Source organism: Edwardsiella tarda ATCC 15947 = NBRC 105688, from assembly GCF_003113495.2.
Taxonomy (GTDB): domain Bacteria; phylum Pseudomonadota; class Gammaproteobacteria; order Enterobacterales; family Enterobacteriaceae; genus Edwardsiella; species Edwardsiella tarda.
Map to the genome: position 1 here is coordinate 2,083,145 of NZ_CP084506.1, position 22,013 is coordinate 2,105,157.

Sequence of the window (22,013 nt, forward strand, 5' to 3'; positions counted from 1 at the left end):
TCGCCGAGGCGACCCTGTTACGCTGATTGGCAACGTCTGACACCCTCTTAGAAGGTGTAGGTCACCCCTGACCACAACATGCCGGTATAATCCTTGCTGATCATCGGGCTGTTGGTGATCTCGTCGCTCAGTGAGACGTAGCGGCCGGCGAAGAAGGCGTTCCACTTGGCGTTGATGCGATAGTGCGCAGTCAGCTCCAGGTAAGGCGACCAGCTATTTTTCGGGCTGTACTGATCCAGCGTGCTGCGGCGTGACTCGTCGCCGGAGACACCGAAGTAGTAGTTGTTCTGGTTGGCGCTGTTCCAGGTCACCCCAACGCCCGGCGTGAAGCTCCAATCGCCCTGACGCCAGGTGTAGAGGTAGGCCAGATCCCCCACCAACCCATTGCTGTTATCCAGGATGTCGCCAGAGAAGGCGGCGCGCAGTGTCCCCCAGCTCTCGTGGTGGCTATAGCTCAAACCGGCCATCACGGTGGCGTAGCGGTTATCCAGACGCTTCATGCGCCAGTCGTCACTGTCGCTGGCGCGGTAACGCCAAGGTGAATAAAACACGGTCGCACTCAGCTGATCCTGCTGATCTTTCCACAGGTAATAACCCGCGGTCAGGCTGTGAAAATAGAAATCATCACTGTCGTAATTCACCATCGGCACGGGATAAACTCGCTCGGATTCTCCACGGTATGGATCCGGGGAAACCAGGGCGGAAGCACCAATAGACCAGGTACCCGCCTGAGCGGCGGCGCTAACAAGCAGGGAGAGGGTACCCAGCGCGCAGAGCGTACGTTTTTTCACCTTTACATCATCCAATAACAAATCAAAATAAGTTGAACGATTATACTCAGAGACTGGTTAATATCATTAGGTTTTATCTAAAAAATCGTTAACATGCCACTTTTTATCCGCTCCGCCCCCTCGCGCCGCCTCCCGCCAATTTGTGCCGCTCCGCCCGCCATGACGCGGGAAAAACCCTAAACTGAGTGCTTGAAATCGCTTAAAAAAAAGACAGGCGCCGCTCGCGCATTCGGGGGAGTCCGCCTAAGCTTGATCTCAGGGGGAGACTGCGGTCGGCCCGCCGGGTGCGGATGCCTCGGGGCGGTGCGCGGCGCCGTTAGCCATGTCACTGACTATGCCGCTGAGACATCTTCCTTAACTTGTGCTGACAAAAGGATGGGCATCGCTATGAACATATTTGAACAATATCGCCAGCGTTATGAATCGGCCAAGGATGAGGAGCTGACGCTACAGGCCTTTCTGACTCTCTGCCGCCAGGATCGCAGCGCCTATGCCAACGCCGCCGAACGCCTGTTACAGGCCATCGGTACCCCGGAAATGATCGACACGGCGCAAGATCCCCGACTCTCCCGCCTATTCTCCAACCGCGTCATCGCCCGCTACCCCGCCTTCGCCGAATTCTACGGCATGGAAGAGGCCATCGAGCAGATCGTGGCATATCTGCGCCACGCGGCGCAGGGATTGGAAGAGAAGAAACAGATCCTCTACTTGCTGGGGCCGGTCGGTGGAGGTAAGTCCTCGCTGGCCGAACGGTTAAAGGCGTTGATGCAATGCGTCCCCATCTATGTGTTGAGCGCCAACGGCGAACGCAGCCCGGTCAACGACCACCCGCTGTGTCTGTTCAGTCATCAGCAGGATGGCACCCTGTTGAGCCAGGAGTATGGCATTCCGCCGCGCTACCTGGGCACCATCATGTCGCCATGGGCGGCCAAACGCCTGCACGAGTTCGGCGGCGACATCACCCAGTTCCGCGTCGTCAAGGTGTGGCCATCGATCCTACAACAGATCGCCATCGCCAAGACCGAGCCGGGCGATGAAAACAACCAGGATATCTCCGCCCTGGTGGGTAAAGTCGATATCCGTAAACTGGAACATTACGCCCAGAACGATCCCGATGCCTATGGCTACTCCGGCGCGCTGTGCCGGGCCAACCAGGGGATCATGGAGTTTGTGGAGATGTTCAAGGCGCCGATCAAGGTGCTGCATCCGTTGCTGACCGCCACCCAGGAGGGCAACTATAACGGCACCGAAAGCATCTCCGCCCTGCCCTTTAGCGGCATCATCCTGGCGCACTCCAACGAATCGGAGTGGGTGCAGTTCCGCAACAACAAGAATAACGAGGCCTTCCTCGACCGCGTCTACATCGTCAAGGTGCCCTACTGCCTGCGCATCTCGGAAGAGATCAAGATCTACGACAAGCTGTTGGATAACAGCGAGCTGGCCCTGGCGCCCTGCGCCCCCGGCACCCTGGAGACCCTGGCCAGCTTCAGCGTGCTGTCGCGCCTGAAGAGCCCAGAGAACTCCAGCCTGTACTCCAAGATGCGTGTCTACGATGGCGAGAGCCTGAAGGATACCGACCCCAAGGCCAAGTCTTACCAGGAGTATCGCGACTATGCCGGGGTGGACGAAGGCATGAACGGCCTGTCGACGCGTTTCGCCTTCAAGATACTCTCCAAGGTGTTTAACTTCGACCACGGCGAGGTGGCCGCCAACCCGGTGCATCTGTTCTATGTGCTGGAGCAGCAGATCGAGCGCGAACAGTTCCCGCAAGAGGTGGCGGAGAAGTATCTGGAACACCTGAAGGGCTACCTGATCCCGAAATATGTCGAGTTCATCGGCAAGGAGATCCAGACGGCCTACCTGGAGTCCTATTCGGAGTATGGGCAGAACATTTTTGACCGTTATGTCACCTATGCCGACTTCTGGATCCAGGATCAGGAGTACCGCGATCCGGATACCGGCCAGCTGTTTGACCGTGAGTCGCTCAACGCCGAGTTGGAAAAGATCGAGAAGCCGGCGGGGATCAGTAATCCGAAAGATTTCCGTAACGAGATCGTCAACTTCGTGCTGCGCGCCCGCGCCCACAATAATGGCCACAACCCCAACTGGACCAGCTATGAGAAGTTGCGCACGGTGATCGAGAAGAAGATGTTCTCCAACACCGAGGAGCTGTTGCCGGTGATCTCCTTCAATGCCAAGACCTCCAGCGAGGAGCAGAAGAAGCACGATGACTTCGTCCACCGCATGATGGAGAAGGGCTATACCCGCAAGCAGGTGCGCCTGTTGTGCGAATGGTATCTGCGCGTACGTAAGTCGTCATGAGGATGCGCTATGGGCGGCGTTTTGCCGCCCTTTTCTAGCGGTTGGCAGATTGGGAGGCGCCATGTCTTACTTTATCGATCGTCGCCTAAACGGCAAGAACAAGAGCGCGGTGAACCGCCAGCGCTTCCTGCGCCGCTATACCGCGCAGATCAAGAAATCCGTCGCGGATGCCATTCATCGCCGCTCCGTCTCCGATGTCGAGAGCGGCGAGTCGGTCACCATCTCGCACGACGACATCAGCGAGCCGCTGTTTCAACAGGGCGCTGGGGGGGAACGCCAACGGGTCCATCCCGGTAATGACCACTTTGTACAGAATGACCGCATCGATCGCCAACCGGGCGGCGGCGCCGGGGGAGGCAGCGGGGAAGCGGGTAACGGTGAGGGCGGCGAGGATAATTTTGTCTTTCAGCTCTCTAAAGAGGAGTACCTGGATCTGCTGTTCGACGATCTGGCGCTGCCCAACCTGCGCCACAACCACTACCGCCAGCTGACCGAATTTAAGAGCCATCGCGCCGGTTATACCGCCAGCGGAGTACCGGCCAACATCAGCGTGGTACGTTCGCTACAGAACTCCTTGGCGCGGCGTACCGCGATGAGCGCCGCCAAGCGGCGCGAGCTGCGCCAACTGGAGGAGCAGCTCGATGCGCTACAACAGCGCGAACCGGCGCAACCGCTGGAAAGCATGCGCCTACGCGGCGAGATCGAGGCGCTGCGCCAACGCATCGCCCGGGTGCCGTTTATCGACAGTATCGATCTCCGCTACAAGAACTATGAGCGGCGCCCCGAACCCTCCAGCCAGGCGGTGATGTTCTGCCTGATGGATGTGTCCGGATCGATGGATCAGGCCACCAAGGAGATGGCCAAGCGCTTCTATATTCTGCTGTATCTGTTTCTCAGCCGTAACTACAAGAACATCGAGGTGGTCTACATTCGTCACCATACTCAGGCGAAGGAGGTGGATGAACAGGAGTTCTTCTACTCGCAGGAGACCGGCGGCACCATCGTCTCCAGCGCCCTGAAGCTGATGGATGAGATCGTGCGCGCCCGCTACGATCCGGCGCAGTGGAACATCTACGCCGCACAGGCCTCCGATGGCGACAACTGGGCCGACGACTCGCCGCTGTGCCAGAAACTATTGACTGAGCGGCTGCTGCCGTTGGTGCGCTACTACTGCTACATCGAAATCACCCGCCGCGCGCACCAGACCCTGTGGCGTGAATATGAGGCGTTAAGCCGCAGCTGCGACAACTTCGCCATGCAACATATTCGCGAGCAGCAGGACATCTACCCGGTGTTCCGTGAACTGTTCGCCCGCCAGCTCGCCAACGATTGAGTCTCTCGCCCCTGCCGCCCGTTGGGCGGCATAACCTGCTGACTTTTCGCGCATCATTAAATTACTTTACAAAGCGGTGCAGAACATTTGTCGCGTTTTGTGGCCTAATACGGACGGTTAAATTTATTCTTTTCATGCTGTAGGAAAGTCATCGCATGCATTCCAGCCAAAAAGCCACCCACTGGCGAGAAGTGTGGCATCTGATCAAACCCTATTGGGTTTCAGACGAAAAATTCAGCGCCTGGAGCCGACTCGGCGCCATCATCGTATTGACGCTGGCGGCGGTGTATCTGAATGTCCTGTTTAACGAGTGGAACCGGGTGTTCTACGATGCCCTACAAAACCGTAACTATGCGGTGTTTAAGGCGCAGTTGATCCGCTTCAGCTACCTGGCGTTTATCTATATCGCCATCGCTATCTTCCGCATCTATCTGACCCAGGGGCTGCAAATGTTGTGGCGCCAGTGGATGACCCGGCGCTATATGGACCGTTGGCTCCAGCATCAGGCCTACTACCATACCGAGATGCAGCAGTCGATCGATAACCCCGACCAACGTATCGCCCAAGATCTGAGCGCCTTGACCAACGGCACCCTTTCCCTGACCCTGGGGCTGCTCTCCAGCCTGGTGACGCTGTTCTCCTTCGTCGCCATCCTGTGGTCGGTCTCCGGCTCGCTGTCGCTGATGATCGCCGACCATGCCCTGGAGATCCCCGGCTACATGGTGTGGTTCGCCTTGCTGTACGCCGGGTTGGGGTCGCTGATGATCTGGCTGGTTGGCCGGCCGTTGGTCAACCTCTCCTTCGATCAGGAGCGCTTCGAGGCAAACTTCCGCTTCGGGTTGATCCGCATCCGCCACAACGCCGATCCGATCGCTCTGTATCACGGCGAGCCGCAAGAGCGCCAGCAGCTTGATGGCCAGTTCCAGAACATCCGCCGCAACTGGTGGAGCATCATGCGCCTGACCCGGCGGCTGAACTTCGCCAGCAATTTCTATGGCCAGTTCGCCATCATCTTCCCGATCCTGGTGGCCGCCCCGCGCTACTTCGCCAACGCCATTCAGCTCGGCACCCTGATGCAGATCTCCTCGGCCTTCGGCCAGGTGCAGGGGGCGCTCTCTTGGTTTATCAACGCATTCGACGATCTGGCCGCCTGGAAGGCATGCGTCAACCGTCTGGCCGGTTTCAATAAGGCCGTGGCCGATCTGGCGGAGCACCCCGGCGATATTCGCCACGGGCAAACCCAGGATGACAACCAGGCACTGGCGATCAACGGGCTGACCCTGCAGATCCACCAGGGGCGCACGCTGTTCAACGACGTTAGCCTGCAGGTAGCGCGCGGCGATCGCGTCCTGATCACCGGCCCTTCCGGCTGTGGCAAGTCGACGCTGTTGCGCGCCATCGCCGGTGTCTGGCCCTATGGCCACGGCGAGATCTTACGCCCCGACGAGGGTTCGCTGCGTACCCTGTTCCTGCCGCAACGCAGCTATCTGCCGATAGGCAGCCTGCGCGACGCCATCTGTTACCCCTCTGACGCCACGACCCACAGCGATGAGAGTCTACAGACCATCCTACGCGCCTGCCGCCTGAACCACCTGTGCGATCAGCTGGCGACGCGCGCCAACTGGTCGCAACAGCTCTCCCCCGGCGAGCAACAGCGCATCGCCTTCGCCCGCGCGCTGGCGCTGCAACCGGATATTCTGTATCTGGACGAGGCGACCAGCGCCCTAGACGAAGATACCGAGCAGCATGTCTACCGCCTATTGAGCGAGTGGTTACCGGGCCTCACCCTGATCAGCGTGGCGCACCGCAGCAGCGTGGCCCCCTTCCATACCCTGCGTTGGCGCTTTAGCAAGGCGAGCCAAGCCGACGACGACGAGCGCTACTTCGCCCCCTCACAGGTCGAGGTCTCCCTGCTCGCAGGCCACCACTAAATGCGATCGGCCGGGGCGCCATGCCCCGGCCATCTGCCTCTTTGCCGCCTTGATCGTGACGCTAGCCCCGCTCGCCTACGCTGCGGGGTGATCGGGCGTGTTGATCAGCCGATCCAACCGGGGCGCCAGCCACCAGCAGATCAGCGCGACGACCAAGGTCGCGAGGGCTAAGGCATAGAAGTAAGCGCCATACTGTTGCAGGGAGTGCAGTGCATCGCCCGCGGCCTCGTTGTCGCTGGCGGAGAAGCCCGCCAGCCAAGCCGCCCCCAGCGACGCCAGCGCCAACACCATCCCCCACGCGCCATAGATAAAACCACGCACCTCGCGCGGGAACAGCTTGGCGAGCATCGACTGACCCAGGGCCGAGATCAACAGTTCGCCGATGGCGAATAGCAGATGCGGGGCGATGATCCAGAAGGGGGAGACGATGCCCGCCGCATTGCCGAAGAAGCGGGCACTACCGGCGCAGGCAAAGGCGGCGGCGCAGGCTAACATCCCCACGGCGAACTTGACCGGCATCGAGGGGTCACGCCCGTGCTCGCCCAGCCAGGTATAGAGCCAGGCCAGACCGGGACTGAGTACGATGATCCACATCGGATTCAGCGCCTGAAAGGAGACCGGGTTGACCGCTACCCCCAGCAAGGAGGGGCGCACATTATTGATGGCGAAGAAGTTGAGCGAGGTCGGCATCTGATTGTAGAGGATGAAAAACAGCAAGGCCTGCCCCATCAGCACCAGCCCAACCACCATCTTCAGCCGCGAGATGCGCGTCTCACGCCGCATGATACGCACAATCAGCAACAGGATGATCAGGGCGACGGCCACCAGCAGCACCCGCGTGATCAGCAGTTCACGCAGCAGGAACATGCTGAGCGCCACCACCAGCAACGAACCGCCCAGGTAAGCGGCCATGATAGCGCTCCCCGGCTTGCGGCTATCCACCGGGCTCGCATTCACCAGATAACGGCTATAACGCGCCAGCAGCAACAGGTTGATCACCATCCCCAGCGTGCTGAGAATAAAGGCCGCCTGCCAGCCGAGACAGGCGGCGATCTCCGCCGCCGCCACGGTCGTCAAGAAGGCGCCAATATTGTTGACCATATAAAACAGGGTAAAGGCGCTATCCAGACGTTGGTCACCCTGGTTATAGGCCGCGGCGACCAACGCCGGGGCGGCCACCCCGCCGACGCTGCGCCCGACGATCACGCAGCCTAAACCGGCGAAGAGCAGTGACGACGCGTCGCTCAGCGAAGCCGCGGTGATCAGCGCGTAACCCACCCCTTGGAAGGCGTAACCCCACCATAGCGTGCGTTTGGCACCTAACACCTTGTCCGCCAGCCAGCCGCCGACAAACAGCAACGAGGCGCCGATGGCCGTGAAGCTACCGAAGATGCTGAAGGCGCTCTTCTCGTCGAGATGGAGCGCATCATGTAGAAAAACCGGCAGGACGGTCCACAGGCTATAGAAGGAGACGGCCCACCAAAACTGGCAGGCGCATAGGATGTAGAAGGTCGCGGGATAACGCCGGTTCATGAGGCACCTCCCATCGTCTCTGCCTCATCGTATAGCTGTGATGGACAAGGAAAGGCGGCGCTGAAGAAGTGGCGATAACCCTGGAAAGTCTGCCAGATATCGGACTTGGCACTGACTTCAAACGGTGAGTGCATGGACAACAGGGGGACCCCGGCGTCAACGACACAGGGGCCATGCTGGGCGAGGAAACGGGCGATGGTACCGCCGCCCCCCTCATCGACCTTACCCAACAGGCCGTTTTGCCAGCGCAATGCATGGCTGTCCAACATGTGCTGCAGCAGGGCGAGGTATTCGGCATCGGCGTCGTTGGTTAAGTTCTTCCCACCCGCCCCGGTGTACTTACTCAGCACCATCCCCCCGCCCAGACGAGCGGCGTTATCGGCGTCATGGACCTCGGGAAACAGCGGATCGAGCGCCGGCACCACATCCGCCGACAGGGCGTAAGAGTTCCAGAGGCACTGGCGCAACTGGGTGACCGACGCTCCCGGCATACGCTGCAAGAGCATCTCGATAACCCAGGGGAAGAAGTCGGACTGCATCCCGGTGGCGCCCGACGAACCGGTCTCCTCCTTATCCAGGAACAGGCAGATCAGGGTCTGCTCCGGTTGCTCGCACGCCAGCAAGGCCTGCAGCGCGGTATAGACGCACACCCGATCATCTTGACCGTAGCCGCCGAGCAGCGAACCATCCAGGCCGACATCGCGGCTCTCCCCCGCGGGCACCAACGCCAGCTCGGCGCGTAGCAAGTCCGCCTGCTCCAGGGCGTAGTCATGCTGCAAACGGGCCAAGATCTGGCGCTTGACCCGATCCTTATCCTCTTCGGCCAACTCGGCCAAGGGGAGACTGCCAACCAGGATCTGCAGCTCCTCCCCCTTTAATAGTTCATCCCCCGGACGCTTACGCTGGATCTTCGCATCCAGGTGCGGCAGCAGATCGGGGATGGTAAATACCGGCTGATCGCCCCGCTCACCCAAGGTCAACTCGATACGCCCATGTTGACGGGTGAAGACCACCCCATGCAGCGCCAAGGGGCGAGCCCCCCACTGGTACTTCTTAATGCCGCCATAATAGTGGGTACGCATCAGCGCCAATCCCTGCGCTTCATGGAGCGGATTTGGCTTAAGATCGAGATGCGGCGCATCACTGTGCGCGGCGATAATTCGCACACCCTGGCATAAGGGGCTGTGCCCCATGACGATCAACGCCATGCTCTTATTACGATTAACACAGTAATATTTCCCGCCGACCCTCACGCTCTCCGCCGCTGGCAAAGGACCAAATCCCTGCGCCTGCACCACCTCACGAATAGCGCGAATACACTCCCGTTCGGTTTTAGCCCGATCGAGGAAAGCTTTATAACCGTTACAGAATAATTCCACCTGGTTTATATATTCAGAAGATAAATAATTCTCCATCACACTCCCCTTAATATTATTGTAGAGTGCGGCAATAATATAACCTGAATTTTGGCGGATTATTGAAATAGATCACCAATTAAATTATTGATTTCAGTGTTATATTTTAATAAAAACATGTCATGGTTATATTTATCACTAGGCGGCAGCCGGGAGGTGAATAAAATAATTACCGGGGTCGGCACAAGTAACGGTGATAAATGCCCCACCACGCCGACGCCGTTCGAGGGGGGTTATTGCGGCATCATAAGGGAGAAGTCCCACGTTCCAGGCGGACGTGGGCGCTGACGTACGGTACGACTCATCGGCAATACGCGCAAAATAAAGATAAAGTATGCTTATGATTACTCGACTCAACAATAGAGAATAATCCACCGAGACACGCGCCGCATCCGCTCACCGCCGCCGTTATTCCGGCCCCAAACGGGTGGGTAGCGGCGCGCTGGCGTAAAATAAATTAATTAACTGTGAACTAAGCCACAACACATAACATCCTCAGCCCATCAAAATAGGTATCACTGGCAAAAGATGCTAGTGTTATTAATTATAATCATAGATGACTAATTAATTTCGTAATCTTATCTACTCGCTCGTTAATTGATACCGCTTGCCGGGTCATTTGTCGCAACACCAAGGGAAAGACACCATGAGTACACTCACTGAACTGCCTGATTACGGCATTCACTTTAGTGATACCGTTCATTTTGACCATGAAGTATCTCGTCTGATCGGTGAAACCGTCAGCGCGCTGATTGCGCGCGATGGCGACATCATCTACGGCGATCTCATCCATGCCATCGCGCGCACGGCTCGCCACGAATCCTGCCAACACCGTCGGACGCTGCTGCTCAGCGCCTTAGATCGCCTGCTGGGCGATCAACCGGCACACAGCGAACTGGCCTAACGCATCGACATCGCCAGCCAGGCCTTCTCCTGGCTGGCTTCCCCGCATAACAGTAACATACGGCAACATAAGGTGCTGGCGTCGCCGCTTAGGCTGCGTTATGGTGAAAGCAGGACAGGTTGCGCTAACCGCTCTCCGTAAGTAGTGTCGCTAGCACGCCTGTGACCGCGATCATTTTCAAGGAGACCTTTTATGACCAAGCCGCATCACATTGCCGAATGGGCACGCGTGCGTGAAACCTCTTTAGAAATCGCCGAAGCCATCTTCGAACTCGCCCACGATGACGAAACCTTAGCCCAACAGATCTGGGAAGAGGGGAACGATAAGGTGCTGCCTCTGGCCTTCGCCAAGACGGATAAGGATCAACTCTATTGGGGTGACGAAACCATCGACCGCCGCGACGTCTGATCGCCTCTCGCGCCCTCGCCTTGCCGAGCGGGGAGAGGGCGCGAGTCATGCTACGCGCTCCACCTTTTTTCCCCCCTCTCCCATCGCCGTCCTCTCCCGCGGCAAGCATCACGCGCCCTTCCACCACTCACCTTTTCCGCCGATGGCGGCAGGTTTTAGCCTCGTAGACTACGCTTGTATCAGGACGGCGTGCCGCAGTCCATACCACGAGTTAAGGGAGGTGTGCCATGGCCATATCAACCGCGGAGTCCCGCAGCAGTCGCTGCCTGAGTGATGGCCCGGACTGGACGTTTCCGTTATTGCAGGCGTATCTGAGCGAGATCGATCGCGTCGCCAAACACTACCGCTTAGAGACCTACCCTCATCAGATCGAAATCATTACCGCCGAGCAGATGATGGATGCTTACTCCAGCATCGGCATGCCGATTAACTATGCTCACTGGTCCTTCGGTAAGAAATTTATCGAGACGGAGCGCCGTTATAAGCAGGGACAGCAGGGGTTGGCCTACGAGATCGTGATTAACTCCAACCCCTGTATCGCCTATTTGATGGAGGAGAACTCCATCACCCTGCAGGCGTTGGTGATGGCGCACGCCTGTTACGGCCATAACTCGTTTTTTAAGAATAACTATCTGTTCCGCACCTGGACCGATGCCGGTTCGATCATCGACTACCTGCTGTTCGCCCGGAACTATATCCGCCAGTGCGAAGAGCGCTACGGTGTGGAGGAGGTCGAGAAGATCCTCGACTCCAGCCATGCCCTGATGAATTACGGTGTGGATCGCTACAAACGACCGCAGAAGATCTCACTGGACGAGGAGCGGGCCCGCCAGCAGGCGCGCGAGGCCTACCTGCAGAGCCAGGTCAACGATCTGTGGCGTACTCTGCCGCGCCGCGAGGCCGGTGTCATCGATCGCCAGGCGGCACGCTTCCCCAGCGAGCCGCAAGAGAATATCCTGTACTTTATCGAGAAGAATGCGCCGTTACTGGAGCCTTGGCAGCGCGAGATCGTGCGTATCGTGCGCAAGATCAGCCAGTATTTCTATCCCCAGAAGCAGACTCAGGTCATGAACGAGGGGTGGGCCACCTTCTGGCACTACACCATCCTTAATCACCTGTATGACGAGGGTAAGGTCAGCGACCGCTTCATGCTGGAGTTTCTGCATAGCCATACCAACGTCATCGCGCAACCCGCCTATAACAGCCCCCATTATGGCGGCATCAATCCTTATGCGCTGGGCTTCGCCATGTATCAGGATATTAAGCGTATCTGCCAGCAACCGACGGCGGAGGATCGCGAATGGTTTCCCGACATCGCCGGAGGCGATTGGCTCGAGACGCTGCACTTCGCCATGCGTGACTTCAAGGATGAGAGCTTTATCAGTCAGTTTCTCTCGCCGCATCTGATGCGCGAGTTCCGCCTGTTCTGTGTGCAGGACGACGATCGCAATAACTATCTGGAAATCGAGGCGATCCATAACGAGGAGGGCTATCGGCGCCTGCGTGAACGCCTCTCCGCCCAGTATAATCTGAGCAATCTGGAGCCCAATATCCAAGTCTGGAACGTCGCGCTACGCGGCGACCGTTCGTTGACCCTGCGCTACATTCCCCACAATCGCATCCCACTGGAGGCCAATAGTCGCCGAGCGGTACTCAAGCATCTGCAACGTTTATGGGGCTTCGACGTCTATCTGGAGCAGCTTAACCCAGACGGCGGCGTCGAACTGTTAGAGCGCTGCCCCCCGCAGCCCGCCGGCCTATAACACAACAGGGGCGCCTTAGCGCCCCTGTTGTCGACCGTCGTCAAGCGTTTCTCGGCTTAGCCGCGCCCCTCGGCTAAATCACGCGGAATGCCACTCTGCATCCCGTGCCAGATGGCACCACTCTCTTTGCCGTAGTTACGCACAAAATCCATGACCAGATCGTGTTGGTGAGCCGCGGCCAGTTCGCCGAGACGGGCATAGAAGGCCAGCGCCAGACGGCGTGCCTGTGGATTAGAGAAGTAGTAGCGCCCCACTCGGGTATACAACCCTTTCAGGCCATTGAGGATCAAACCGTAGATCGGGTTGCCGCAGGCGAAGGCCAAGGCGCGGAAGATACGGTAGTCGAGGGCGGCGAAGGCCTCGGCGCTATCCTCCACCGTCGGCGCGTCGGCCACGATACTCTGCACCTTGTCGGGATGCTGACGCACCGCCGCACGAATGAAGATCGCGGCGATATTGGTACGCACCGCCAGTACGTTATCGATCAGCTGTGGCACACTGTCGTGATCCAGACGCGCCAAGGTCTCCAGGATATTCAACCCGGAGGTTTCCCAGAAATTATTTACTTTGGTCGGTTTTCCGTGCTGGATCGTCAGCCAGCCATCACGCGCCAGACGCTGTAGCACCTCACGCAGGGTCGTGCGGGTGACACCGATCAGCTCAGATAATTCACGTTCTGCAGGGAGAATGGAACCGGGGGGGAAACGATTATTCCAAATACTCTCAATAAGATACTCTTCCGCAAAACCAGCTGGACTCTGCGCCTTAATAACCATGTTGTTAACGTTCCGTCACGACAATCAGCAAAAACTATGGCGCTCATCATACCAGATGGCATCCCGCTGATATAGCACCGGGAGGTAGGAAAGCGCGAAACAGTGTGACCGGCGACACAGGGCTGGCGCGCCGCATACCCCGCCCGCCCCCGCACGATCGTCAGCGCCCAACACGATAATTTCTCCTTGGCCTAAAGCGATGCATATGTATAATGAAAATCATTATCAATTGATGATGCTGTGAGGATGAAGGATATGGATCTGCTGGGAATAACCATTACCGGCGCCGCCGCCTTGAGCGGGACGGCTCTCCTGGTCACACTATGTATCGATGGCGGCCTACCGCGCTTCTGGCAGCGGCGCGCCCCACGCGCCGAACCGCATTGCGATCGTCGAGCATTGCCCCTGACACCACAGGATGAGGCGGCCGTGCCACGCCTCGGCACGTTGACGTTGCCCCCCGCCGCCTTACCGGCCATCGGCCCGCTCGATATTCCGTTGCCGGCCCCGCGCATCGCCCTGGGCGATCTCGGCTGACACAGCCGATATGCCGCACGCATGCGCATCTCATGCGTGCCTTATCGCGCATCGCGCGGCACGCTTCTGGATGAGGCTCACCAAAAAAACCACGCATGCTAGTCATTTATCCGGCAATTCAAGTTTCTGACCGCTTTCCTTACCCATTTCACCCCACGCCCATTGCAGGCGGACGCTAAAATCGGCAAGCTTGGCCCTCATTGCCGGGCGCGCTTTGCCGCGCCTGACGCAAGCCGGCCGGGGATGGTGCCGACTTTCGGGTAAGGGATTGCAGTAATCCATCAATAATTAAATGATTTACAATAGGTTATATCGGAAGCGTGATTTGCTACCCAAGGTGAAAGTAGTATAGTCTAATCATTTCCCGGCGAAGATAGGCGCCATTGCGCGGCTCGGGAGAGCAACCGATACCGGCAAATCTCATAAGAAATTAGGTTTAACGACGTTATGACAATCACATATACCCAGGCGTTCGCCAAGAACTTCCTCGGCAACGCGCCGGGATGGTACAAGGTGGCCATTCTGGTATTCCTGCTTATCAATCCGCTGGTGTTCGCTATCAGCCCGTTCTACGCCGGCTGGCTGTTGGTCGTCGAGTTCATCTTTACCCTGGCGATGGCGCTCAAGTGCTATCCGCTACAACCCGGCGGTCTATTGGCGTTGGAGGCCGTGTTTATCGGCATGACCACGCCGGAGAAGATCGCCCATGAGGTAGCCGCCAACCTTGAGGTCTTGCTGCTGCTGATCTTTATGGTCGCCGGGATCTACTTTATGAAGCAGTTGCTGCTGTTCGTCTTTACCAAGCTACTGCTCAACATTCGCTCCAAGATTGCCCTGTCGTTGGCCTTCTGTCTGGCCGCCGCCTTCCTCTCCGCCTTCCTCGACGCCCTGACGGTGATCGCGGTGGTGATCAGTGTGGCCATCGGTTTCTACGGCATCTACCACCAGGTTGCCTCGGGGGGTGGGAGCAACGTGGCACTCAGCGACGATAGTCAGTTGACGGACAGCGCCAAACGCGAGGCACTGGATCAGTTCCGTGCCTTCCTACGCAGCCTGCTGATGCATGCCGGGGTGGGCACCGCCCTCGGCGGCGTCATGACCATGGTCGGCGAGCCGCAAAACCTGATCATCGCCAAGAACGCCGACTGGCATTTCGTCTCCTTCCTGCTGCGCATGGCGCCGGTCACCGTGCCGGTATTCTTCTGCGGCATCCTGACCTGCTACCTGGTGGAGCGCTTCTCGCTGTTCGGCTACGGCGCTCAGTTGCCGGATCGTGTGCGCCAAATCCTGCGTAACTTCGACCAGGAGAGCAGCAACAGCCGGACACGCCAAGACAAGCTCCGGCTGATGATCCAGGCGCTGGTCGGGGTCTGGTTGGTGATCGCGTTGGCCTTCCACCTGGCCGAGGTCGGCTTGATCGGCCTGAGCGTGATCGTGCTGGTTACCTCGCTGTGCGGCGTCACCGACGAGCATCTGATCGGTAAGGCATTCCAAGAGTCATTGCCCTTCACCGCCCTACTCACCGTGTTCTTCTCGGTGGTGGCGGTGATCATCGACCAACACCTGTTCACCCCGGTGATCCAATTCGTCCTGCAGGCGCCGCCCGATCGCCAGCTGACGCTGTTTTATCTGTTCAACGGCCTGCTCTCCTCGATCTCCGATAACGTGTTCGTCGGTACGGTCTATATTCATGAGGCGAAAGCCGCATTGGAGTCGGGGGCCATCTCGCTGAAACAGTTCGAGATGTTAGCCGTCGCCATCAATACCGGGACCAACCTGCCGTCGGTCGCCACCCCTAACGGCCAGGCGGCCTTCCTGTTCCTGCTGACCTCCGCGCTGGCGCCGTTGATTCGCCTCTCCTATGGCCGCATGGTCTGGATGGCGCTGCCCTATACCGTCGTGATGACGCTGGTCGGCTTACTGTGTGTCTCCTTCGCCCTCGAACCGGCGACGCAGCTTCTCTCCCAGTGGCATCTGTTAACGCTGCCACCGGCGCAAGAGGTGCTGGCCAGCGGCCTATAAGCACGCGCGGCGAAACACATTTCGGCGATTTTTTTCTGGTAGTGTGCAGTCAATGGTTTACACTGGCTGCACCTTTTTGTGACATGGAAGCGTAGTTATGTTGCAATTTTTGAAGCGTTGCTCTCAGGGGCGCGGAGCTTGGCTGCTGATGGCGTTAACGGCGCTGTTACTGGAACTGACCGCGCTCTATTTTCAGCATGTGATGCTGTTGAAACCCTGCGTCATGTGTATCTATGAGCGCTGCGCGCTGTTCGGCATCCTGGGTGCCGGGCTGTTGGGCGCCGTCGCGCCGCAAACCCCGCTGCGTTGGGCCGCGCTATTATTGTGGCTGTATAGTGGGTATCGCGGTCTGGAGTTGGCCTGGCAGCACACCATGATCCAGTTGCACCCCTCTCCCTTCACCACCTGCGATTTCTTCGTCTCATTCCCGACATGGCTGCCGCTGGATAAGTGGTTCCCGGCGATCTTTTTTGCCAATGGCGATTGTGCCGAGCGTCAATGGCAGTTCCTGACGCTGGAGATGCCGCAGTGGTTGGTGGGGATCTTCGCCGCCTATCTGCTGGTCGCCCTGCTGGTCTTGCTCGCCCAGTTTGTTAAGACCAAGCGCCGCTCGCTGTTTAGCCGTTAAGGCCTACCCGCTATCAAAACGCCAGACTCGAATCGAGCCTGGCGTTTTTTATTCCTCGGGGCGCATGATGCCCGCGTCACCCACACGACTCAGCGCGCGATCAGTACCGAGGTATGCGCATGGCGCACGATGGCCGCCGCGTTGGAGCCGAGAAGATAGGTCTTCATGCTGGGACGCCGCGAACCGATCAGGATCAAGTCGGCACCAATGCACTCCGCCTCTTTCAAGATCTCGTCGTAGATACCGCCCTGGCGCACCACGACGCTGATATTCTCTGCCGGCAGCGGCAGTTGTGCGGCCAGCGCCTGTAGACGGCGATGCAGCTCCTCGCTCATCACATCGTCGAACTGGTTGGTCTGCGGATTGAAACGATTGAGGATAAAATCGGGGATCTGAACGACCACGTACATCAGGCGCACCCGGGTCTCCTCGCTACGGATCACGGATTTCACCTGCTCCAGCGCTAACGCCGTCAGCGCCTCTTCCCCCAGATCCAGCGGCAGTAAAATGTTCTGATACATCGCTCCCCTCTCCTCTGTTGTGATGGGTGCCACGCATCGGCGGTGCCGATACGCGTCAAATCATCATACAAAGCTGACCGGGTGAGGACAACCGCTTTAGCCCGTGGGCGGATCACCCACCGACGCCGCATCACGCGATGAGGTTACTCGGCGTGTTCATCCTGCTGCCACAAAGGCCGACGCATGATGTGCTCTTCCCAGTCGCTGACCTCACTCTCGCGCACCGCGATATAGCGCACCGAGATACGCGCGGCATGCATCGCCGACTTCGAGCCGGTGCGTAACGGGTGCCAGGCGGGTAACGTCCCCCCTTCGTTAAGCAGGCGGTAGGCGCAGGTCGGCGGCAACCATTCGAAGGTTGGCAGGTTGTCCCGCGTCAGCTTGATGCAATCCTCTTCATACTCGAAACGCCGCTCATAGTGGCGGCACTGGCAGGTCTTGATGTTGAGTAGGTTACAGGCCACATTCGTGAAGTAAATCTCATCGGTATCTTCATCTTGTAGCTTGTGCAGGCAGCATTGGCCGCAGCCATCGCATAGCGCCTCCCACTCGGCATCACTCATCTGTTCCAGCGTCTTTTCCTGCCAAAAGGGCGTCGTACTCATCTTTGCTCTACCCGCAACAATACCGTTAAAGGCGGACTGTATAGACGCTTTGGGCGACGGATGCAAGCGACTTGTGCCAGCGCCCTGGGCCGAGCTAGATCACTCGCGTGGTCAGCGAGCGCTGATTGAGACCGATGCTCAGCATGTCGCCGGAGCACAGGGGGCCGACGCCGGCGGGTGTACCGGTCAGGACCACGTCGCCGGCACGCAGGGTAAAGAAGCGACTCATGTAACTGATCAACGGCAGGATGGGCGTCAACATATCACGCGTATTACCCGCCTGACGCGCCTCGCCATTGACACTCAACGTCAGGTTGGCGTTCTGTGCGTCGCCGAATTCGTTTTCAGGGATGAAACCGGAGATCGGGCAAGCCCCATCGAACGCCTTGGCCTTCTCCCAGGGGTAGCCGTGCTGCTTGCATTCACGTTGGATGTCACGCAGGGTAAGATCCAGCGCGACGCCATAACCGGCGATCGCCCGCGCCACGCGATCCTCGCTGGCGTTGCTCAACGGCGTACCGATCAAGACCGCCAGCTCGACCTCATGATGCACCTCACCCAGGCCATGGGGAATGACGATCGGCTGGCGCAGATCGCATAATGCGCTCTCCGGCTTGATAAACAGCACCGGCTGCGGCGCGACCTGGCTGCCCATCTCGCGAATATGGTCACGGTAATTATTGCCGACACAGACGACCTTGCTAACCGGTAACTCCAGCAGGGCGCCCTGCCAATCACGATGCTGATACATCCTTCACCTCCATGCTCGCTGATAGCCGCCGTCACGCACGGCCGATTCACCTCAACCATTGAGTCTATCGTGTCCTGGCGCAGACGGAAGCCCGCCACCGAGTGTAGCGTGACCGCCTTCACACCCTAGGCGATATGATCCCGCCTCAGGCGGCGCCCCCCTGCGTCAGACGATGCATCTTCAGCAGATCCTCCGGCGGCGGCGGCAGTTGCAAGTAATAGCCCTGCTCGGCCAGCGCCGCGCGCACCGCCGCAATATCCGCGCCCGCCAGGCGTGAACGATTAGCCAGATTGAGCACCATCGCCAACTGCGGCCGGCCGAAGCTTTTCAACAAATCCTCAGGCACGCGGGAAAAATCGTCTTTCTTTTCCACATACAGATAAGTTTGCTCACGTTTGGAGCTTCGGTAGATCACACAAAGCATTTTTTCCACTCTATTTAATTCTGACGGCGACTTGCCTAGATATACCACTGACTATAACATGCTTAGATACAGCGGAATATCACGTAGCCCGTGGTTATTTCGGAGATTTCCCAAGTTGCTGAGCTGAGTCAGGATAGATGTCACAAGCGCCAATAGAACTGAAAGGCAGCAGTTTTACACTCTCGGTTGTTCATTTGCATAATTCTCAACCAGAGGTAATTCGTCCGGCATTAATCGCCAAGGTCGAGCAAGCGCCCGCTTTTTTGAAAAATGCGCCTGTTGTTATTAATATTACTGATGTAAACGGCAGCGTGGAATGGCGAGAAATGCTGCGCGTGTTTAGCGCCGCCGGTCTGCATGTTATCGGCGTCAGCGGCTGCCGCGATGAGGCACAAAAGCAGGCGGTATTGGCGGCGGGATTACCCCTACTCAGCGAGGGTAAGAATGCGCCGAAGATCGTGCCGCCTAGCGCGCCCATCATCGCGCAGACCAAGATCATCGCGACACCGGTCCGTTCGGGGCAACAGATCTATGCACGCAACGGCGATCTCATCGTCACCAGCCATGTCAGCGCGGGCGCCGAGCTTATCGCCGACGGCAATATCCATGTCTATGGCATGATGCGCGGTCGTGCGCTCGCCGGCGCGGGCGGCAATAGTGCCAGCCAAATCTTTTGCACCCATCTGGCGGCCGAGTTGGTCTCTATCGCCGGACAGTACTGGCTGAGTGAGCAGATCCCAGAAAACTATTACGGGCAGGCCGCCCGGCTCTCTCTGAGCGACGGCACCCTTACCATTCAATCTTTATTCTAGGCCCTTCTCCAAAAAGGATATTTTCATGGCACGCATTATTGTTGTTACATCGGGTAAAGGGGGCGTTGGCAAGACTACATCAAGCGCGGCCATCGCAACCGGACTGGCACAGAAAGGCAAGAAAACCGTTGTTATCGACTTTGACATTGGCCTGCGTAACCTCGATCTGATCATGGGCTGCGAGCGCCGCGTCGTCTATGACTTCGTCAACGTCATCCAGGGGGATGCCACCCTGAACCAGGCGCTGATCAAAGATAAGCGCACCGAGAATCTGTTCATCCTGCCCGCTTCGCAGACGCGCGACAAAGATGCGCTAACCCGTGAAGGGGTAGAGAAGGTCTTGAATGATCTGCAGGCGATGGACTTTGAGTTCATCATCTGCGATTCGCCGGCGGGGATCGAAACCGGGGCGCTGATGGCGCTCTACTTCGCCGATGAGGCAGTCATCACCACCAACCCGGAGGTCTCCTCGGTACGCGACTCCGATCGCATCCTGGGTATCCTCTCCTCCAAGTCCCGCCGGGCGGAGAATGGCGATGAGCCGATCAAAGAACATCTGCTACTCACCCGCTATAATCCCGGGCGTGTCAGCCGTGGCGACATGCTGAGCATGGAGGATGTGCTGGAGATCCTGCGCATTCCGCTGGTCGGGGTGATCCCAGAGAGTCCGTCGGTGCTGCGCGCCTCCAACCAGGGTGAGCCGGTGATCCTGGATAACGAATCCGATGCGGGCCAGGCCTACCGTGATACGGTAGAGCGCCTGATGGGCGAAGAGCGCCAGTTCCGTTTTGTTGAAGAAGAGAAGAAGGGCTTCCTGAAGCGCCTGTTCGGGGGATAAGAGATGGCATTACTTGATTTCTTCCTGTCGCGTAAAAAGACGACAGCCAATATCGCCAAGGAACGGCTACAAATCATCGTCGCGGAGCGGCGCCGGGGCGACAGTGAACCACACTATCTGCCGCAGTTAAAACGCGATTTGTTAGCGGTGATCTGTAAGTATGTACAGATCGATCCAGAAATGGTCAGCGTGCAACTGGAACAGAAAGGGGATGATATTTCAGTATTGGAACTGAATGTCACCTTGCCCGAGAGTGAAGAAGCCGCTAAATGATCGTGGCCCGTCGTTTCCTTATTTTTCGGGGGAACGACTGGATAAATAAACAGATAATTAGGCGTTCCTGGTTTATTATTACTCCGGGTGGCGGGAATAATCTGATTATTGTCGAATGAGGTGAATTGTCTGATAGATAAAATGAGCCAATCGATTTTATCTCACAGACAATAAAGGCAGCGTCACGCTGCCTTTATTATTGCGCCATACCCGCTTATATTTTTTGCAGCAGCGCGTGTAATCCTTCCGCCAGCAACTGGCCGCGCCATCCGCTCAATAGCTCCGGCTGCTCCGCCTTCAAGCCCCAGTGTACGCTAAGTAACTGGTTGATCTGACGGCGTGAAGCGATCAGTTCCGCCGTTAAGCCTCGCTGTTCCGCCACCTGCTGCACCAACGCCTTAATGTGTTTAAACGCCTGCTTATAACCGGCGTGGTCGATCAAGCGTTCGACCATGGGCGGCAGCTGATCGTCGGCCAGCGCCGCGCTCTGTGCGACAATCTCCAGCATCGCCTTGCCGTGGTAACGGATCTCCGGGCCGCTGACGCCCAACTCGCTCAGCACCCCCATCGAGCCAGGCAAGTAGCGCGCCACCTGCCACAAGCTCTCTTCGCGCACCACGAAATTCACCGCCATGTCACGACTACGCGCCAAGTTCAGGCGCCACTCCGCCAACTGTTGCAGACACGCCAGCTGCCGCGGGCGCAACTGCCAGGCATTGGTCATGTCACGGTAGACCTGGCGGGGATCGACCACCTCAGAACGGCGGCGACACAGCGCCTGGCACTCGTCCAACGCCGCCGGTAGCCAACCGCAGCCCTCCACCTCGGCCAACAGATGATGCGCCATCGGCAACAGATAATACACATCCGCCGCCGCGTAGTCGCACTGACGTTCGCTCAGCGGACGAGCCAACCAATCGGTCCGTGACTCGCTCTTGTCCAACTCGACGCCCAGATAGGCGTTGACCATGGCGGCAAAGCCGCTGGAGAGCGGACGCCCGGTAAAAGCCGCCAGGATCTGTGTGTCGATCAGCGGCTGAGGCAGGGTCTGAAAATCATGCAGGAAGACCTCCAGATCCTCGCTGCCGGCGTGCAGCAGTTTGACGACCTGCGGATTACGCAGCAGATCGACAAACGGCTGCCAGTCGGAGATCGGCAGCGGATCGATCAATGACAGGGTTTCACCGTCATACAGCTGCACTAATCCCAGCTGCGGATAGTAGGTGCGGGTACGGACAAACTCCGTATCCAGCGCGACATAGGGAAACGCGCTGGCGCGCTCGCAGACATCTTGTAGCGCGCTGTTCGATGTAATTAACTGATACTTCAACATAATAATCTCATTCAGGCGCCAGGCTCGCGGCCCGGCGCGGTCGGGTGGCCCAGCATCGCCGCCGGCGCCAAAAACAGTGCGCCGGCGTTGCTG

General features: G+C 58.2%; 21 protein-coding genes. 12 read left to right on the forward strand and 9 right to left on the reverse strand.

The features are described 5' to 3' along the window. Positions 1-47: 47 nt before the first annotated feature. Entirely contained in the window at positions 48-791 is a 744-nt protein-coding gene (locus tag DCL27_RS09665; protein WP_005293218.1) for a MipA/OmpV family protein, read from the reverse strand. A gap of 387 nt (positions 792-1,178) precedes the next feature. On the opposite strand from DCL27_RS09665, the gene DCL27_RS09670 reads away from it, so the two are divergent. From DCL27_RS09670 to DCL27_RS09680, 3 genes are all read left to right on the forward strand, one after another. Next, on the forward strand, positions 1,179-3,113 hold the full coding sequence (locus DCL27_RS09670) for a PrkA family serine protein kinase (protein ID WP_035597261.1): 1,935 nt from the start codon (positions 1,179-1,181) through the stop codon (positions 3,111-3,113). 61 nt (positions 3,114-3,174) lie between these two features. Next, positions 3,175-4,446 (forward strand): YeaH/YhbH family protein, encoded by a 1,272-nt coding sequence (locus DCL27_RS09675; RefSeq protein WP_035597264.1) that lies wholly within the window; start codon positions 3,175-3,177, stop codon positions 4,444-4,446. 155 nt (positions 4,447-4,601) lie between these two features. Beyond that, positions 4,602-6,377, forward strand: coding sequence for an ABC transporter ATP-binding protein/permease (locus DCL27_RS09680; protein ID WP_005293211.1), 1,776 nt, complete (start codon positions 4,602-4,604; stop codon positions 6,375-6,377). Positions 6,378-6,452: 75 nt separating this feature from the next. Here DCL27_RS09680 and DCL27_RS09685 read toward each other — a convergent pair whose 3' ends face one another. Further along, positions 6,453-7,910, reverse strand: coding sequence for a peptide MFS transporter (locus DCL27_RS09685; RefSeq protein WP_109691522.1), 1,458 nt, complete (start codon positions 7,908-7,910; stop codon positions 6,453-6,455). Further along, positions 7,907-9,325: an aminopeptidase gene (locus DCL27_RS09690; RefSeq protein WP_035596788.1), complete on the reverse strand. Its 1,419-nt coding sequence runs from the start codon at positions 9,323-9,325 to the stop codon at positions 7,907-7,909. The genes DCL27_RS09685 and DCL27_RS09690 overlap by 4 nt, the downstream gene beginning before the upstream one ends. Before the next feature lie 646 nt (positions 9,326-9,971). On the opposite strand from DCL27_RS09690, the gene DCL27_RS09695 reads away from it, so the two are divergent. The 3 genes from DCL27_RS09695 to DCL27_RS09705 all read left to right on the forward strand — a co-directional run bounded on the left by DCL27_RS09695 (position 9,972) and on the right by DCL27_RS09705 (position 12,400). Further along, complete coding sequence (locus DCL27_RS09695; RefSeq protein WP_005285017.1) at positions 9,972-10,229, forward strand: hypothetical protein; 258 nt, start codon at positions 9,972-9,974, stop codon at positions 10,227-10,229. A gap of 192 nt (positions 10,230-10,421) precedes the next feature. After that, the gene (locus tag DCL27_RS09700; protein WP_005285014.1) at positions 10,422-10,637 is read left to right on the forward strand and encodes a YccJ family protein; all 216 of its coding nucleotides are present in this window, start codon (positions 10,422-10,424) and stop codon (positions 10,635-10,637) included. A gap of 227 nt (positions 10,638-10,864) precedes the next feature. Beyond that, the gene (locus DCL27_RS09705) at positions 10,865-12,400 is read left to right on the forward strand and encodes a SpoVR family protein (RefSeq protein ID WP_035596785.1); all 1,536 of its coding nucleotides are present in this window, start codon (positions 10,865-10,867) and stop codon (positions 12,398-12,400) included. 56 nt (positions 12,401-12,456) lie between these two features. Here the strand turns inward: DCL27_RS09705 and fadR are convergent, their stop codons facing one another. After that, positions 12,457-13,176, reverse strand: coding sequence for a fatty acid metabolism transcriptional regulator FadR (gene fadR, locus DCL27_RS09710; protein WP_035596782.1), 720 nt, complete (start codon positions 13,174-13,176; stop codon positions 12,457-12,459). Positions 13,177-13,431: 255 nt separating this feature from the next. Here fadR and DCL27_RS09715 point away from each other — a divergent pair, with 255 nt between their 5' ends. The 3 genes from DCL27_RS09715 to dsbB all read left to right on the forward strand — a co-directional run bounded on the left by DCL27_RS09715 (position 13,432) and on the right by dsbB (position 16,363). Further along, complete coding sequence (locus tag DCL27_RS09715; protein WP_005293198.1) at positions 13,432-13,713, forward strand: hypothetical protein; 282 nt, start codon at positions 13,432-13,434, stop codon at positions 13,711-13,713. A 447-nt stretch (positions 13,714-14,160) separates the two neighbouring features. Next, positions 14,161-15,735, forward strand: coding sequence for a sodium/proton antiporter NhaB (gene nhaB, locus DCL27_RS09720; protein WP_035596780.1), 1,575 nt, complete (start codon positions 14,161-14,163; stop codon positions 15,733-15,735). Between the two features lie 97 nt (positions 15,736-15,832). Continuing rightward, on the forward strand, positions 15,833-16,363 hold the full coding sequence (dsbB, locus tag DCL27_RS09725; protein WP_005293195.1) for a disulfide bond formation protein DsbB: 531 nt from the start codon (positions 15,833-15,835) through the stop codon (positions 16,361-16,363). Between the two features lie 89 nt (positions 16,364-16,452). Here dsbB and DCL27_RS09730 read toward each other — a convergent pair whose 3' ends face one another. The 4 genes from DCL27_RS09730 to DCL27_RS09745 form a co-directional block, all read right to left on the reverse strand. Next, positions 16,453-16,884: a universal stress protein gene (locus DCL27_RS09730; protein ID WP_005284992.1), complete on the reverse strand. Its 432-nt coding sequence runs from the start codon at positions 16,882-16,884 to the stop codon at positions 16,453-16,455. Between the two features lie 143 nt (positions 16,885-17,027). Then, positions 17,028-17,489 carry a YcgN family cysteine cluster protein gene (locus tag DCL27_RS09735; RefSeq protein ID WP_005284988.1) on the reverse strand — a complete coding sequence of 154 codons (462 nt, stop codon included), beginning with the start codon at positions 17,487-17,489 and terminating at the stop codon, positions 17,028-17,030. Between the two features lie 94 nt (positions 17,490-17,583). Then, positions 17,584-18,240, reverse strand: coding sequence for a fumarylacetoacetate hydrolase family protein (locus DCL27_RS09740; RefSeq protein WP_005284985.1), 657 nt, complete (start codon positions 18,238-18,240; stop codon positions 17,584-17,586). A gap of 145 nt (positions 18,241-18,385) precedes the next feature. Then, the gene (locus tag DCL27_RS09745; RefSeq protein ID WP_005284983.1) at positions 18,386-18,664 is read right to left on the reverse strand and encodes a YcgL domain-containing protein; all 279 of its coding nucleotides are present in this window, start codon (positions 18,662-18,664) and stop codon (positions 18,386-18,388) included. Between the two features lie 137 nt (positions 18,665-18,801). On the opposite strand from DCL27_RS09745, the gene minC reads away from it, so the two are divergent. The 3 genes from minC to minE are packed head-to-tail and all read left to right on the forward strand — an operon-like array spanning position 18,802 to position 20,587. Next, positions 18,802-19,476: a septum site-determining protein MinC gene (minC, locus tag DCL27_RS09750; RefSeq protein ID WP_005284980.1), complete on the forward strand. Its 675-nt coding sequence runs from the start codon at positions 18,802-18,804 to the stop codon at positions 19,474-19,476. A gap of 25 nt (positions 19,477-19,501) precedes the next feature. Further along, entirely contained in the window at positions 19,502-20,314 is an 813-nt protein-coding gene (gene minD / locus DCL27_RS09755; RefSeq protein WP_005284977.1) for a septum site-determining protein MinD, read from the forward strand. 3 nt (positions 20,315-20,317) lie between these two features. Next, on the forward strand, positions 20,318-20,587 hold the full coding sequence (gene minE, locus DCL27_RS09760) for a cell division topological specificity factor MinE (protein WP_005284974.1): 270 nt from the start codon (positions 20,318-20,320) through the stop codon (positions 20,585-20,587). 214 nt (positions 20,588-20,801) lie between these two features. Here minE and rnd read toward each other — a convergent pair whose 3' ends face one another. Then, positions 20,802-21,917, reverse strand: coding sequence for a ribonuclease D (gene rnd, locus DCL27_RS09765; RefSeq protein ID WP_035596793.1), 1,116 nt, complete (start codon positions 21,915-21,917; stop codon positions 20,802-20,804). Positions 21,918-22,013 lie beyond the last annotated feature (96 nt).

Coding starts and splice junctions, on each gene's coding strand:
- DCL27_RS09690 (WP_035596788.1), bottom strand. CDS start 9,325: ATGGAGAATTATTTATCTTCTGAATATATAAACCAGGTGGAATTATTC.
- DCL27_RS09675 (WP_035597264.1), top strand. CDS start 3,175: ATGTCTTACTTTATCGATCGTCGCCTAAACGGCAAGAACAAGAGCGCG.
- DCL27_RS09735 (WP_005284988.1), bottom strand. CDS start 17,489: ATGAGTACGACGCCCTTTTGGCAGGAAAAGACGCTGGAACAGATGAGT.
- DCL27_RS09680 (WP_005293211.1), top strand. CDS start 4,602: ATGCATTCCAGCCAAAAAGCCACCCACTGGCGAGAAGTGTGGCATCTG.
- nhaB (WP_035596780.1), top strand. CDS start 14,161: ATGACAATCACATATACCCAGGCGTTCGCCAAGAACTTCCTCGGCAAC.
- minD (WP_005284977.1), top strand. CDS start 19,502: ATGGCACGCATTATTGTTGTTACATCGGGTAAAGGGGGCGTTGGCAAG.
- DCL27_RS09730 (WP_005284992.1), bottom strand. CDS start 16,884: ATGTATCAGAACATTTTACTGCCGCTGGATCTGGGGGAAGAGGCGCTG.
- DCL27_RS09685 (WP_109691522.1), bottom strand. CDS start 7,910: ATGAACCGGCGTTATCCCGCGACCTTCTACATCCTATGCGCCTGCCAG.
- DCL27_RS09705 (WP_035596785.1), top strand. CDS start 10,865: ATGGCCATATCAACCGCGGAGTCCCGCAGCAGTCGCTGCCTGAGTGAT.
- DCL27_RS09695 (WP_005285017.1), top strand. CDS start 9,972: ATGAGTACACTCACTGAACTGCCTGATTACGGCATTCACTTTAGTGAT.
- DCL27_RS09745 (WP_005284983.1), bottom strand. CDS start 18,664: ATGCTTTGTGTGATCTACCGAAGCTCCAAACGTGAGCAAACTTATCTG.
- minC (WP_005284980.1), top strand. CDS start 18,802: ATGTCACAAGCGCCAATAGAACTGAAAGGCAGCAGTTTTACACTCTCG.
- fadR (WP_035596782.1), bottom strand. CDS start 13,176: ATGGTTATTAAGGCGCAGAGTCCAGCTGGTTTTGCGGAAGAGTATCTT.
- DCL27_RS09700 (WP_005285014.1), top strand. CDS start 10,422: ATGACCAAGCCGCATCACATTGCCGAATGGGCACGCGTGCGTGAAACC.
- dsbB (WP_005293195.1), top strand. CDS start 15,833: ATGTTGCAATTTTTGAAGCGTTGCTCTCAGGGGCGCGGAGCTTGGCTG.
- DCL27_RS09715 (WP_005293198.1), top strand. CDS start 13,432: ATGGATCTGCTGGGAATAACCATTACCGGCGCCGCCGCCTTGAGCGGG.
- DCL27_RS09670 (WP_035597261.1), top strand. CDS start 1,179: ATGAACATATTTGAACAATATCGCCAGCGTTATGAATCGGCCAAGGAT.
- DCL27_RS09740 (WP_005284985.1), bottom strand. CDS start 18,240: ATGTATCAGCATCGTGATTGGCAGGGCGCCCTGCTGGAGTTACCGGTT.
- minE (WP_005284974.1), top strand. CDS start 20,318: ATGGCATTACTTGATTTCTTCCTGTCGCGTAAAAAGACGACAGCCAAT.